The sequence below is a fragment of the Paenibacillus sp. P36 genome, from assembly GCF_045866505.1.
GTDB lineage: Bacteria > Bacillota > Bacilli > Paenibacillales > NBRC-103111 > Paenibacillus_E > Paenibacillus_E chondroitinus.
The window spans coordinates 6,670,695-6,684,053 of sequence record NZ_AP038372.1; the positions used below are offsets into that span (position 1 = coordinate 6,670,695).

Annotated in this window: 13 protein-coding genes and 1 riboswitch; of the genes, 4 read left to right on the forward strand and 9 right to left on the reverse strand. The window is 43.2% G+C overall.

Features of this window, described 5'->3' with window-relative positions; all coding sequences use genetic code 11:
* The first annotated feature begins 55 nt into the window (after window positions 1-55).
* Window positions 56-535 carry a VOC family protein gene (locus tag ACKTT9_RS29545; RefSeq protein ID WP_407868773.1) on the forward strand — a complete coding sequence of 160 codons (480 nt, stop codon included), beginning with the start codon at window positions 56-58 and terminating at the stop codon, window positions 533-535.
* Entirely contained in the window at window positions 525-1,094 is a 570-nt protein-coding gene (locus tag ACKTT9_RS29550) for a YdeI/OmpD-associated family protein (protein ID WP_407873139.1), read from the forward strand. Before ACKTT9_RS29545 ends, ACKTT9_RS29550 begins: the two co-directional genes overlap by 11 nt.
* A gap of 87 nt (window positions 1,095-1,181) precedes the next feature.
* Here ACKTT9_RS29550 and ACKTT9_RS29555 read toward each other — a convergent pair whose 3' ends face one another.
* From ACKTT9_RS29555 to ACKTT9_RS29570, 4 genes are all read right to left on the reverse strand, one after another.
* Window positions 1,182-2,003, reverse strand: coding sequence for a carbohydrate ABC transporter permease (locus tag ACKTT9_RS29555; RefSeq protein ID WP_157318866.1), 822 nt, complete (start codon window positions 2,001-2,003; stop codon window positions 1,182-1,184).
* On the reverse strand, window positions 2,003-2,869 hold the full coding sequence (locus ACKTT9_RS29560) for a carbohydrate ABC transporter permease (RefSeq protein ID WP_407868774.1): 867 nt from the start codon (window positions 2,867-2,869) through the stop codon (window positions 2,003-2,005). Before ACKTT9_RS29560 ends, ACKTT9_RS29555 begins: the two co-directional genes overlap by 1 nt.
* Window positions 2,870-2,934: 65 nt before the next feature.
* Entirely contained in the window at window positions 2,935-4,203 is a 1,269-nt protein-coding gene (locus ACKTT9_RS29565; protein WP_407868775.1) for an ABC transporter substrate-binding protein, read from the reverse strand.
* A gap of 217 nt (window positions 4,204-4,420) precedes the next feature.
* Window positions 4,421-5,431 carry a LacI family DNA-binding transcriptional regulator gene (locus tag ACKTT9_RS29570; protein WP_407868776.1) on the reverse strand — a complete coding sequence of 337 codons (1,011 nt, stop codon included), beginning with the start codon at window positions 5,429-5,431 and terminating at the stop codon, window positions 4,421-4,423.
* A 170-nt stretch (window positions 5,432-5,601) separates the two neighbouring features.
* Window positions 5,602-5,662, forward strand: a riboswitch (Fluoride riboswitch).
* A gap of 95 nt (window positions 5,663-5,757) precedes the next feature.
* Between ACKTT9_RS29570 and ACKTT9_RS29575 the strand changes: the two genes are divergently transcribed.
* Entirely contained in the window at window positions 5,758-7,038 is a 1,281-nt protein-coding gene (locus ACKTT9_RS29575) for a voltage-gated chloride channel family protein (protein ID WP_407873140.1), read from the forward strand.
* 19 nt (window positions 7,039-7,057) lie between these two features.
* Here ACKTT9_RS29575 and ACKTT9_RS29580 read toward each other — a convergent pair whose 3' ends face one another.
* From ACKTT9_RS29580 to ACKTT9_RS29590, 3 genes are all read right to left on the reverse strand, one after another.
* Window positions 7,058-8,170, reverse strand: coding sequence for a GerAB/ArcD/ProY family transporter (locus tag ACKTT9_RS29580; RefSeq protein ID WP_407868777.1), 1,113 nt, complete (start codon window positions 8,168-8,170; stop codon window positions 7,058-7,060).
* A 246-nt stretch (window positions 8,171-8,416) separates the two neighbouring features.
* On the reverse strand, window positions 8,417-9,610 hold the full coding sequence (locus ACKTT9_RS29585) for a Ger(x)C family spore germination protein (RefSeq protein ID WP_407868778.1): 1,194 nt from the start codon (window positions 9,608-9,610) through the stop codon (window positions 8,417-8,419).
* Window positions 9,597-11,165, reverse strand: coding sequence for a spore germination protein (locus ACKTT9_RS29590; RefSeq protein WP_407868779.1), 1,569 nt, complete (start codon window positions 11,163-11,165; stop codon window positions 9,597-9,599). The genes ACKTT9_RS29585 and ACKTT9_RS29590 overlap by 14 nt, the downstream gene beginning before the upstream one ends.
* A 148-nt stretch (window positions 11,166-11,313) precedes the next feature.
* Between ACKTT9_RS29590 and ACKTT9_RS29595 the strand changes: the two genes are divergently transcribed.
* Window positions 11,314-11,694 (forward strand): hypothetical protein, encoded by a 381-nt coding sequence (locus ACKTT9_RS29595; RefSeq protein WP_407868780.1) that lies wholly within the window; start codon window positions 11,314-11,316, stop codon window positions 11,692-11,694.
* 87 nt (window positions 11,695-11,781) lie between these two features.
* On the opposite strand, the gene ACKTT9_RS29600 is transcribed toward ACKTT9_RS29595, so the two are convergent.
* Window positions 11,782-12,516: a glycerophosphodiester phosphodiesterase gene (locus ACKTT9_RS29600; protein ID WP_407868781.1), complete on the reverse strand. Its 735-nt coding sequence runs from the start codon at window positions 12,514-12,516 to the stop codon at window positions 11,782-11,784.
* 14 nt (window positions 12,517-12,530) lie between these two features.
* Window positions 12,531-13,346, reverse strand: coding sequence for a carbohydrate ABC transporter permease (locus ACKTT9_RS29605; protein WP_407868782.1), 816 nt, complete (start codon window positions 13,344-13,346; stop codon window positions 12,531-12,533).
* Window positions 13,347-13,359 lie beyond the last annotated feature (13 nt).

Here is a 13,359-nt window from a genome sequence, read left to right on the forward strand (position 1 = left end):
TATGTCACCACTTATCTAGTATACTTCATTTATCACAAGAAAGAGGAGTGGTTTTATGGCAGCTATTGCCTATTTAAACTTTGATGGAATCACAGAACAAGCCATTGAATTTTATTCGAAGGCTCTACATGCAACCGAGGTAAAAAAAGTAAGATTCAGCGATTTCCCGCAAGATCCAAACTATCCATTGCCAGAAAATGAATTAACTATGATTATGGAGTCTTCCATCGAATTTGCAGGCGGGAAAATCATGATGTCGGATATATTGCCTTCGATGAAGCGTGTAACGGGCGAGTTGGTTAAAGGCAACAATATCCTGATTACTATCGTTATCGATGACACGCAGCTACTAGAAAATTACTTTGCTAATTTGTCTGTAGGTGGTCATGTTATCATGCCGTTATCAGAAATGCCTTGGTCTTCCTGCTTCGGAATGTTGGTTGATAAGTTTGGAGTTGCTTGGAAGTTTAATAGTGACGCAGATAAGTTCCTTGATAAAGTTATATCCAACAAACGGTCATTCAGTGGAAATTGAAAATTTTATTCCAGTAGAATCGAGAGCAGATTTCAGAATATGGCTGCAGAACAATGGCAAATCTGAAAAGTGCTGCTGGGTCCTGGTTAGTATGACGCCCACCACCGATGTGTTGTTATATTTGGACGCAGTCGAGGAATCTTTATGCTTTGGATGGATCGATGGAGTCAAGAAGAAGATTTCCGAAACGGAGTTGGCTCAAAGACTATCCCCTAGAACTAAAAAAAGTTCATGGACTGAATTAAATAAAGAACGGGTCCGCCGCCTCGAGAAGTTGGGGTTAATGAGGGACGAAGGAAGAAGGGTTCTTCCTGATATGAATCACAATTCTTTTAGAATAGATGAAGAGATAGAGATCAGGCTTAAAAAGGAAAAGCAAGTATATGATAATTTCATGGCATTTCCTGAACTTTATAGAAGAGTTCGAATCGATACCATACAAAGCATTAAAAGTCAGCCAGAATTGTTCAAGAGCAGACTCGACAAATTTATAACCAATACTAGAGAAAACAACATGTACGGTCAATGGAATGATCAAGGACGTCTACTAGATAATTAGATGCTCTGGACAATTTAGTTGAATGTACGCCCATCGAAAAAAAGGCGGTGCCCGAAGTAGGGACACTGCCTTTTTCTATTTCTTTTTCTACTTCACAGCGCCTTGCGTGATCCCATTAATAATCCACTTTTGAGCAATCAAGTAGACGATGACCATTGGGGCAAGCGCCAGCAGGTACGAGGCAAAAGCCAAGTTGAAATCCGTGCTGAATTGGCCTTGAAACACGTACTGCACAAGAGGAAGCGTGTAGGATTCCGGTTTGCCTAAAATAATAAGCGGCAGCATAAAATCATTCCACGTCGACAAGCAGCTTAAAATGGCGATAGTAGCATTAATCGGTGCAAGAAGAGGGAATATAATGCGCCAGAAGGTGCCATACGTGGAAGCACCGTCAACCGTAGCGGCTTCTTCCAATTCAATCGGTATCGTGCGGATATACCCGACATACACAAAAATGTTAAAAGCAAGTCCGTACACGATATAGAGAATAATTAATCCCGGCATATTGTTCATATGCAGATTCGTTGTCAGCTTTACGATTGGAAGCATAATAATTTGAAAAGGAATGAACATCGCACTGATGAAATAAAAATATAAGCCTTTAAAGAACTTGTTGTTCATATTTCGCGCAATCGCATAGGAAACAAGTGAATTGGTTAAGAGTATGAAACCAACGGAACATACAGTGATCACAAAGCTGTTTCCAAAAGCCGTGAAAAAGTCGGTCGCTTCAATGGCATTTGCGAAGTTTTCAAAATGCAATCCCGTCGGCAGCGAAAAGACTGATATCGCCATTTCCTCCGGATTCTTTAGAGCAATGGCAACCGCCATATATAAAGGGAACAAAATAAGTAATGATCCCAGTGCGATCAAAGTTGTGACGATCCAGTTCGTGGAGTGTTTGGTCATTAGGCTTCCATCTCCCGTTTCTGCAAAAATTTAAGCTGTAGGACAGAGATGACGACAATCACGATAAAGTAGATGACAGCATTCGCGGATTGGTAGGCAAATTCTCCGCCTTGGAAGCCGCCTTGATAAATCAAGAAAGCAATGGACTGCGTCGCGCGTCCAGGTCCGCCTCCTGTCAAAGCAACGATCTGGTCAAATACCATAAGGGATCCCTTCATGGCAAGCACCATATTGATCGTGAAAAAGGAGGAGATCATGGGAAACGTAATTTTCCAAAACGTCTGCCATTTACCGGCCCCATCCAAAGAAGAGGCTTCATAGATATCTTGTGGAATCGTTTGAAGTCCAGAGAGATATAGAATCGTATTAAACGCAATGCCTTGCCATACAGCTACAATCACGATGCCGATCCATGCCCATTGTTCATTGCCCAGGATGTTGGTGGAAAGAAACTCGATTCCTAATTTCTCCCCCATGGTAGGAACAACGTTGGAAAATAGGTAGTTGAAGATATAACTGACAATAAGTACGCCAAGCACGTTAGGGAGAAAATAAACACCTCGGAAGAAATTACGGTATTTAATACGTGAGTTAAGACCTAGTGCAATGAGCAAGCTTATTACATTAATAAATATAGTAACGACGATAGCGTATTTAAACGTAAACAAATAGGAGTTAATGACATTGTCATCCTGAAAAAGGTTAATAAAATTCTTAAAACCTATAAAATCGTAACCTTCACTATACCCATCCCAATTGGTGAATGCATAATAAATGCCTTGTAGAGCTGGAAAGGTATGAAAAGCGAAAAACAGTAGCAACGCTGGTATTGCCATACTGTAATACGCCGCTTTTTTTGAAACCATGATGAACCTCCTTTATAAATAGGGAGAGAGCACCTTACGGCGCTCTCTTCTATATGTGTCGGCGCTTACTTGCGGTTAGCAACTTTATCCCACTCGGTATCAAATTGTTTCACATAAGCATTGACATCTTTCTTCTGCAGGTAGCTTTGGATAATCGTATCCGCTTTAACAGCACCAGGAATGTAGTGATCGGAGAAGTCCTCAATGGCGCCGCTCGTGAACGAAGCATTCAGATCCTGTACACTGGCATCGGTTTGATTCACATTTTTCACGGCAGAGAACGCTTTTTGCTCATCAATGTAAGTTTGAACGTTTTCCGTTTTCAGCATGAATTCAATAAATTTCTTGGCCTCTTCAGGGTGCTTGCTGCTTTTGGAAATGGTCAACAGCGTATCCACGCCGGAAATAACTTTATTTTTAGCCGGGTCATTCGTCGCCGGGAATGGGAATACACCCAAATCTATGCTAGGATTCGCTTTTTTGATTTCTGGAATAGCCCATACCCCTTGCAGATACATGGCAGATTCACCTTTCGCGAAAGCCGTGTTACCATCGTTATAACCCTTGCCCATCATATCTTTTTGACCAAAATCAAGAAGCTTTAATTGCTTGTCAGCTACTTCGCGGAATTCCGGGCTGTCAAACTTCACTGAGCCTTTGGATCTTTTATCATAGAAATCAATACCCAAGATGTTGGTTGACAAGGAGTTAAATGGCACCATCACCGTCCAAGAATCTTTGATCGTCAAATAGATCGGAGTTTTACCGGCATCCTTCACTTTTTGCGCAGTAGCCAGCAATTCATCCCAGGTTTTCGGAACGCTTAGACCCAGCTCTTTAAACATCGTTTTATTGTAAATAACGCCACTTGCATTCGCTGTAAAAGGAATCGCGCTAAGTTGATCGCTTCCTGTCAGTTTTTTCAACATGTTTATGTAGGAAGGCTGGATATTGGCTGTCAGAGAATCGTTCGAAAAATCTGCAAATAATCCGCTCTTGGATAGCTGAGCATACGTATCCGTTGCTCCGAGACCAATAACATCAGGCACATCTTTTTTGGCAACACGCGTTTTCAGAACCGTTTCCGCATCCGGCGGGTTTACTTGAGTCACGACAATGTTCGGATTCGCATCGTTAAACTTTTTCACCAGCTCATCGAAGGAGGCTTTCGCTTCCGCTTTATTCTGGAAGAACTCGAGTTTCACTTTCTCTCCGGATGCAGCTGAAGTTGCCGGATTGGAAGCAGATTCACTGTTCGTCTTCCCGCCTCCACAGCCTGCTAGGACGGAAAGAGCAAGGACACTTGTACAAATCGTTGTAACTGTTTTTTTCATCGAAGAAACCTCCATTTTATAAAAGAATAAATATGAGTAAGACTAAGCTTCAGTAAGAGTAAACGTTTACTTAAGGGAGAAAAAAAAGAACGAACCAACTTGCTTCACATCACCACCCATAAAAAATGAAACTTGTTCAATTTTATGACTCTAAGCCCTTCATGTAGCAGCCATCTAGGTTAAACGTTTACTTAAAATTCTGAAAAAGAAGCCCTTTTCAAGGCTTGGATCGCACGGTTTGTCTTTCCACCAATTGATGGCTTACGATGCTGCTCGACACTTGCATTTCACTTTGTTCAATTAAAGAAATCAGCTTCTCTGAGGCCAAACGTCCCATCATTGTCAGCGGTTGATGGATGGTCGTCAGCGGCGGGTAAACCATTCTCGCAAATTTTAAATCATCATACCCTATGATCGAAAGATCATCCGGAATCTTGATCCCTTGTTCAAAAGCATAATTCATGGCGCCAATGGCCATCTCATCGCTTGCCGCGAACACAGCTGTAAAAGGTGGCGCTTCTGTCAGCAGCTTCTTCATAGCATCCCTGCTGCGCTCCAATTGAAAACCGCCAATGGCTACGCGCGATTCGAGGTATTCAATGCCATTGTCAGCCAAAGCCTGACGGTACCCCTCCAAGCGTGGATAACCCGCTATCTGATCCTTAAGCGAACCGCTGATCATGGCGATCTCCCGGTGTCCCTTTTGAATGAGATAGTTGGTCGCATGGTAAGCCGCTTGTCGATCATCGACTTTGACATACGGGATCATATGTTTTTGGGACATTGTATTTACAAGTATAACGGGAACTCGCATTTCCTTAATTGCTTGATAGTATTCATCCTTCAGCACTTCGCTTGTGAAAACAATGCCATCTACCTGCTTCTCCCTTAGAACTTGCAGATACTTCATGGTCCGTTTGCCTTCTTCAGCCGTGTTGCACACAATGACACTGAACCCTTTTTCTTGAGCAGTCTCCTCAATACCATGAAGAATATCGGATGAGAAGCTGCTGGACACATGCGGAAACAAGACGCCAATGGTCTGAGTCCTCTTATTAACGAGCCCTCTTGCTATGGCGTTAGGTTGATAACCCAGCTCTTCCACCGCTTGCATAACCTTCTGTCTGGTTCTGTCCGAATAGCCGGCAAGGTTATGAAGCACCCGGGAAACCGTAGCGACAGAAACATTCGCTGCCTTGGCCACATCTTTAATTGTCGGAGGATTCATACGGTAATTTCCCTACTTTGCATAACATCGAATGGATTACGTAAACGTTTAAGTAGTTTTAGAATAGTCTCCTGTGCAGGATTTGTCAATTAGTTTTTAAATCGCTTACAAAAACTGGACAACACCTTGATATAAATACCGGATATGCGTATACTAATAAAAGTACTAATAATTTTATAGGCGATGGAGTTCGCCATTAACCGCCTTTGCGCTAATAACTCCTACCAGTTTATTTGGCATGAAACTGGTAGGAGTTTTTTGTTTATACCTGCACAATAAAGGAGAGACAGCAGTTGAAACGTTATTTCCAAGGTCATACGTTAAGGATGAAGGGTTACGCAGAAAGGTGGATTCACTTTGGCATCCTTGCATCCATGCTCAAGTGGATTGTAATTGGTGGACTTGTCGGTATTTTAACAGGTTCTGCGTCTGCCCTGTTTTTGGCAAGTTTGGATTGGGCAACGAACACACGGACGAACCATTCGTGGCTGTTATGGCTTTTGCCTATCGGAGGAGCTGTGGTCAGTTACCTATACGTTAAATTTGGCAAAGATTCGTCCAAAGGCAATAACCTCATCTTGGAGCAAATACACGAAGGCAATGGAAAGATCCCTTTCCGAATGGCGCCACTCGTTCTATTTGGGACCCTCGTCACCCATTTGTTCGGAGGTTCGGCAGGCCGGGAAGGAACAGCGGTACAAATGGGGGGAAGTTTATCCGAATGGATTGGTAAAATTCTTAAACTCCATCCATTCGATCGTAAAATCATTTTGATGTGTGGAATCAGCAGTGGTTTTGGCTCTGTTTTCGGTACTCCCCTAGCGGGCACGGTATTTGGCCTTGAAGTTCTTGTGATTGGCCTCGTCCGGTACGAAGCATTGATCCCTTGTTTTATTGCAAGTTTCGTAGCGGATAAAGTTACCACAGCTTGGGGAATCCATCATCTTCACTATTCCATGGGGGCAGTACCGGATTTTAGTACACTTCTCTTGTTGAAAATTGTGATGGCTTCCGTCTTGTTTGGATTAGCAGGCCTGCTCTTCAGCGAACTAACCCATCGCCTAAAAGCATTATTTACGAAAGTTTTCAAGAATCCGGTCATGAAGAGCTTTTGTGGCGGATTCGTCATTATCGGAATGGTATACCTCTTTGGTACAAGAGATTATCTCGGCTTGGGGATTCCGCTGATACAGCAGTCATTCAGTGAGAGTGTGGCCCCTCTTACCTTCTTGCTTAAAACCATCTTTACTTCGGTCACTTTAGGTGCAGGTTTTCAAGGCGGAGAAGTCACCCCATTATTTGCAATTGGCTCGACTCTGGGAAGTTCGCTAGCTCAATACCTACATCTATCTGCTCCGTTCCTGGCGGCAATTGGATTTATCTCTGTTTTCAGCGGCGCAACCAATACACCAATTGCTTGTTTTATTATGGGCATCGAACTATTCGGGGCGGAAGGTGCTGTGTACATGTTCATCGGCTGCATCATCAGCTTCTTGTTTTCAGGTCACACCGGCATTTATACAGCCCAAAGGATCGGTATATCAAAAAGCAGGAGTGTCATGATAGAAGAAAATGCTACTCTTGGTTCTCTTCACAACAAAAAGTAATAACAGAAAAACAATAATTCTATTCTTCCATTACATTCTGGCTTGTCCGCGAACGCTGTACGTACCTTTTGATGATGGAAATTCCCCAATAAATGAGCGGGGAACATTCGACAAAGTAGGCAAAGTTCACCCAGGAATGCAAGATGAAATCATTAAGTTCGATTAAGTTTTTTACGGAATGCATCGCCATGCCCACCGCTATCGCGCCAAAAGAGAAGGATAACGGTCGTGAGTCTTTGAGCTTCAATAGTTGGGAGGATATAAAAACCGCCATGTAAAGTAAAATGCTGATTTTAATAAATAGTCCTGCCATCCATATGGCAACTACAATGGGGTCTAAATTTTCCAGGAAATCCCCAATGCGGATAAACCGCAGCATTTCCAAAATGGGATATGTGAAATGGGCCATTAGCGGCGCATCAAATAACAAAATACATAACAAAAAGTAAACTTCAAAAAATAGGGTACTTATTAACGAGGACCATAATAAAGTCCGAACCGTTTTCTCTGCCTTTGCAAGAAAGGGAAAGATGAAAATAACTAAAAACATTTCTCCAAACCAAGGGACGAACGGGTAACTCGTATGTATCAGATCTCTCCAACTAAGACTGGTTATTAAGGCAATTGTCCGGTCATAGTTTAATTCTTTTCCCACTAAAAGAGGGACAATCGAGGCTGTAGAAAATATGATAAAAAAGAATCCCGCGGCACATCGAAATATGGCTTCGATCCCTGATCTCACAGCGATAGAGATCACGAGACCAAATGAGCTTGCAATAACCCAACTTGGGGTAGAAGGCAAATAAATTTGGACCAAGAAATCCGTGGCTTGTCTAAGTACCATCCCTGCAAGATGAATAAAGAAAAAACAATAAATGATCATCATCATGAGATTCAGCCATTTGCCAACAACTTCTTTCCCATAATGAATGAAAAACTCGTTTGGCCGCTTCTTGGCATACCAAATCGATAAGCTTGCTATAAGTAGCCCACAGGCGTGGGCTATTATTACGCTTAACCACCCTTGATAACCTGCTACACCCGTGAGAGGACCTATAAGGAACCCGGCAGCCGTTGAGAAATTAAACAAAACAAGCATTAAACCTAACTCCACTTGACTGATCCGTTGCATGCTTGCTTTCATCCTCTCGTCAACAACTGGATTTATTGAAAATGAAATAGGTATTCAATCAATTGGTTAGAGCTTGGTAAATCCTGGTACAAATAAATAACCGTCAGATACAAATATGCCGCTACAATACATGAGCCCGTAATCCAATATGTTCTCGGTTTACGCTTGTGTCGAATTAAAAAGCTCATCTCATACGATGTTATCCCTATAAAAACAATGGTTATGCCAATCACAAGAGCAATCCTCCTATTCCTTATTGTTCCTGATGATTGCATTCTTTTCTGCTCCGGTCCGTTTAACGGAAATTTGGGTAACTACATGGAACTCGCATTTTTTATACTGTTCACGCCAATTCCCCTTCATTTGCTGCCATGCTTTGGGATATCTCCAACTAAGAATTCTTCCAAAGTTAAAGACGTCCACCTCTTCAGATTGCGTAGTTTGCAGCGTTCGTAAAATTCTGTCCTTCAATTGCTCCGAAAGCAGCTCCTCAAGAGCTTTTATTTGTTTTGGATCCATCAGATCGATATCAGATTCAGATGACAGAACATCATCATCCGCTTTAATATGAATATCAAAACCAATCTGATCACCATTGATCAATGGTTTAATGGAAGATTTGGATGTTTGAATGAGAAAAGAGATCGTTTTGCCATCCGTTGGGGATTTGATTGAGTTCATAGAGCTGCTCATTTTTCCATTTAACCAGAGTCCTGCCCGCATACCTATGACATCCAGCGTTCCAACCATGACACCGCTTCTGAAAAGAGCTGCCCCATCCGTTCCAACCCATGTGCTCATCTTTCCTTCTTCACTGATCATTTCCATTTGCCTAATTGTCAGCAGTCCGGTCACCATATCTCCGCCCGATGCCTCCGCTTCCAAAAAGTCTTTGACCGTCGCGCCCAGCGTCACATTCCTCTGGGCAAACTCACGCAGCACTTCTGACGGCAGCCGTTCAAACACAGGAGTCAATTTGGCAATATCAAGACCTTTTGTTGGGGATACAAATAGGAAAGATTTCGTATGGAAATTCGGCTCACGTGCAGTAAACTCTAACAACTGATCTATCCCAAATTCCGCCATTCTCCGACCAACGACAATGACGCGACAGTGACCCCAAGATATTTCTCTTGAAAGATCCGATCGGATTTTACGAATAGCTACGGGGATACTCTCGCCTCTTTTCGTCACAATGGAATAAGGGTTACCTTTGGGAGCACCCGTTAGTCCCAGACCGTTAGACATCCGATTGGGGAGGGGAAATCCTAATGAAACTTCATAAACACCATCTTCCGAATAATCAATAAACATGGCCGTCACAAAGGCATGATCATTGATTTCAATCCTGGACCAGCAGCCAGTTAGAAGTAATAAAGAGATAAACGCAGCAAAATACCTTGCGCTTTTTAAGTTCGAGCACAGTTTAATCACCATCATCTTCAGGAATTTGCGGTCTGGGCTTATACGTCAATCTTTGATCGCCTTCTGTGCCGTATAGCGCTGGCCTTCTCTTCATCATCCACATGGGAACCCGAATCAGCACATCCTTCCAATCACGAAATACAATCGGTGCCGTTGGGGAAAGGTACGAGGTACCAAATGAACGAAGTGTCACCAAGTGAAGATAAATAAGGATAATGCATAGTATGACGCCGTAAAGTCCCAGGGACGCTGCAAGAATCATCACCGGAAACCTCAATAAACGGAAAGTCAAGCCCAAATCAAAATGCGGAATAATGAAAGAAGCTATGCCCGTAATAGAGACTACGATGACCATTGGAGCGGAAACAATACCTGCTTGCACAGCTGCCTGCCCGATGACTAAGGCTCCGATAATGGATACCGTTTGTCCTATTGGCTTCGGAATTCGCAAACCCGCTTCTCTCAACGCTTCAAATGTGATTTCCATAATAATTGCTTCAATAATAGCGGGAAAAGGGACATTTTCCCTTGCTGCGGCTACAGCAATCAGTAGATTTGGCGGAAGCATTTCAGGATGGAAGGTTGTGACCGCAATGTAAACGGAAGGAAGCAAAAAAGAAATGAGCAAAAAGAAGTACCGAATCCATCGTATCCATGTACCTGCTACAAATCTTTGATAGTAGTCCTCAGCAGATTGAAGCAGCATATACAAGGTAACTGGAATCAAAATCGGTACAGGCGTTCCATCAACAAGAATAGCAACTCTTCCTTCAAGAAGCGCTGCACACACGGTATCCGGCCTTTCTGTATACTGCACTTGAGGAAACGGAGAAAAGGGATTATCCTCGATAAATTCCTCAATATAACTGCTTCCCAATACACCGTCTATTTCTATTCTCGATATTCGTTTTTTTACTTCGTCCACCAATTTTTGTTGGCAGATCCCTTCGATATAACACACGGTTACATAAGTGTTCGTGTACTCACCATATTGAAACTTCTCAACCTTCAAAGCCGGATGTTTGATGATTTTGCGGATCATTGTCAGATTAACCGATAGATCCTCAACGAATGCCTGCTTCGGTCCGCGAATGACATTCTCATTTTCCGCTTGTTGAATCGCCCTTTTTTCGACGGATTTCATTGGAAATAAAACCATCTGGGGCTCATTTTCGATTAATAAAACAATCGTGCCTTCAAACAAGCTTTGTAATACAAGACCTACTTCCTTACTGCTGCTTAAGGAGGAAACCGGGATTTGCTTAAATTGAAGAATGTGCTGAACGAGTTCCTCTGTCGACGCTACGCTCAGTTCATATAACATCGGAGCAATAACTTGCTCCTGAAGCATTTGTTGATCGACAAGACCCTCAATAAAAATAAATACACAAGAGATGTCACCTATCAGGCATTCATGAAAACAGATGTCAGCACAATTTTTCAATTGTTCTTGGAACCATTGACGTCTTAAAGATAACTCAACCTCAACATTAGGTATGGGAGACAAATTAGCGAGTGAACGGGTTGGCCGTGCACTTCGCTGCCTTTTTAACCAACTGGGAAAGCGCATAAATACTCCAAGTTTTTTCTTTTTAGCATGCAATATAACGGAGTAATTTATTCATAAATTTGGAAATTCCCCCAAGGGCAACTATACAAACCTTTCAAGCAGTTTCGACATCTACTGTACTATTAGAGGAGAGGAGCGTTGGTTGTTCATGTCAACAAAGCGAATTACATTATCAACCGGTATTTTGCGCAGACCTAAGAAAACAAAATTTGCATTAATAGACATCGTTAACTTAAATAAAATGCGGTCCCGCAGAGTGACGGTACAAGTTTTCGACTGGTCTAACGGCTCTCCAGTACCTTTGAAGGTAAGTCCTTGTGGCAGAAAAATATGTACAGTAACGATTGCTCCCAATAAATCTGTTTTCCTGTTTGCTGACGTGTCGAAGGTAGGCTTTAAGTATGAAGTGCGAATACAACAAAACGAAGATCCAAAACTGATTACAAATGTAACAGGTGTTACGAATACTCCTTTCACCCCACAACCAGGAGATACCGTGCTCCAACGAAACTTAGTCAGAATAGGTTAGCAATTAGACCAATCCGCATAATAAAAAGCGGCAGCTAGAGACTTGTAATAAGTTCTAGACTGCCGCTTTTTTATTTGATTTGTCCTATCAGCCCACAATCCGCCTTAATTTCGCCGGATAATCCGTAATAATTGCCGAAACACCACAATCCAGCATCCGTTTCATTGCTTCTTCCTCATTCACTGTCCAGACGATGACCTGTCTGCCGCTGTTGCGAATCGCGATGACATCCTCTCGTTCAACCATCGCATGATGCAATGAAACCGCTTCTACCTCCAATTCAAAATCCTCAATCAATCGAAGCGGACGCAGCAGCTTGCCGGCATAGACAAGGCTGATTCGGGCTTCAGGTGCGAGCTGCTTGAGGCGGTATAACATGCGATGATCGAAAGAGGAAAAAATGACTGAGCTTAGCCGCCCGTATTCGCGCAGCAAGGCAACGACCTTGTGCTCAATGCTGCCGCCATAGCTAAGCTTCAGCTCCACATTCAAGCCGATTTCCGGAGGCACCAGCTCAAGGACTTCACGGAGTAAAGGGACATGCTCCCCGGCATATTCATCTGAAAACCAAGTGCCCGCATCTGCCTGCCGGATGTCGGCGAGCGTCATCTCGCCAATGCATCCACGCAAATTCGTGGTCCGGTCCAGCGTTTCATCGTGACAAACTACGATTTCTCCATCCTTCGTGAGATGAATATCCAGCTCAATCGCATCGCATTGCTGTTGAAGCGCTAACCGAAGAGCAGCCAACGTATTTTCAGGTGCTTCACTTGCCGACCCACGGTGAGCCAAGACCAACGTCTTTTCATTTTGCCAATTCATTTCAATACCCCCTATTATTTAATCCCCGAATGCATGAAGCTTTCCACAAACTGACGTTGGAATACGAAAAAGGCCGTTAAAAGAGGCAGGATCACTAATACCGTAGCCGCTGTTACAGTCCCCCATTGCGCTCCCGTCTCAAACGATTGGGCAAAAATCGCAATTCCTACCGTCAACGGTCTCGTTTCAATGGAATTCGTAACAATGAGCGGCCACATGAAATCATTCCAATGCGCACTGACGGAGATTAAGCCAAAGGCCAAATATGTTGACTTGGCGGAAGGTAAATAGACGTGCCAGAGGATTTGCCACCAACGGCATCCGTCCATTCTCGCAGCTTCGTCCAAATCCATCGGGATTTGCTTAAACGTTTGCCTAAGCAGGAACACACTGAACGATGAGGCCCAATAAGGCAGCATAATCGCCAATTTGGTATCAACAAGGCCTAACTCTTTCATGATCGTGTAATTCGGAAAAATGAGAATGTCAGGCGGAATCATAATTTGAACAAGAAACAACATGAACATGAAGCCTCGTCCTGCGAAATTCAATCGGGCAAACGCATAAGCGGCAAGGGTTGCCGTTATCAGCTGTGCAGCCAGCACGCCGAAGACGATGATGATCGTATTGGAATAATAGCGTAGAAAAGGAATCGTGTGCCAAGCGGTCATATAATTTTGAATGGTGGGATGCTCAATGGCAAAGGGATTTACACGGGTGATGACCTCACTGGACGGTGTAAACGAGGTGAAAACTGCCCAAACGAGCGGAACTGCAAAAACGATAGCCAGCAGCGCAATGACAAACCGGTTGGTGATCTTAACGACCATGACGCTGACCCCT

Bases quoted from the DNA above. Each gene is read 5' to 3' on its own strand.
- ACKTT9_RS29545 (WP_407868773.1), top strand. From the start codon at position 56: ATGGCAGCTATTGCCTATTTAAACTTTGATGGAATCACAGAACAAGCC.
- ACKTT9_RS29555 (WP_157318866.1), bottom strand. From the start codon at position 2,003: ATGACCAAACACTCCACGAACTGGATCGTCACAACTTTGATCGCACTG.
- ACKTT9_RS29560 (WP_407868774.1), bottom strand. From the start codon at position 2,869: ATGGTTTCAAAAAAAGCGGCGTATTACAGTATGGCAATACCAGCGTTG.
- ACKTT9_RS29565 (WP_407868775.1), bottom strand. From the start codon at position 4,203: ATGAAAAAAACAGTTACAACGATTTGTACAAGTGTCCTTGCTCTTTCC.
- ACKTT9_RS29570 (WP_407868776.1), bottom strand. From the start codon at position 5,431: ATGAATCCTCCGACAATTAAAGATGTGGCCAAGGCAGCGAATGTTTCT.
- ACKTT9_RS29575 (WP_407873140.1), top strand. From the start codon at position 5,758: ATGAAGGGTTACGCAGAAAGGTGGATTCACTTTGGCATCCTTGCATCC.
- ACKTT9_RS29580 (WP_407868777.1), bottom strand. From the start codon at position 8,170: ATGCAACGGATCAGTCAAGTGGAGTTAGGTTTAATGCTTGTTTTGTTT.
- ACKTT9_RS29585 (WP_407868778.1), bottom strand. From the start codon at position 9,610: ATGATGGTGATTAAACTGTGCTCGAACTTAAAAAGCGCAAGGTATTTT.
- ACKTT9_RS29590 (WP_407868779.1), bottom strand. From the start codon at position 11,165: ATGCGCTTTCCCAGTTGGTTAAAAAGGCAGCGAAGTGCACGGCCAACC.
- ACKTT9_RS29595 (WP_407868780.1), top strand. From the start codon at position 11,314: ATGTCAACAAAGCGAATTACATTATCAACCGGTATTTTGCGCAGACCT.
- ACKTT9_RS29600 (WP_407868781.1), bottom strand. From the start codon at position 12,516: ATGAATTGGCAAAATGAAAAGACGTTGGTCTTGGCTCACCGTGGGTCG.
- ACKTT9_RS29605 (WP_407868782.1), bottom strand. From the start codon at position 13,346: ATGGTCGTTAAGATCACCAACCGGTTTGTCATTGCGCTGCTGGCTATC.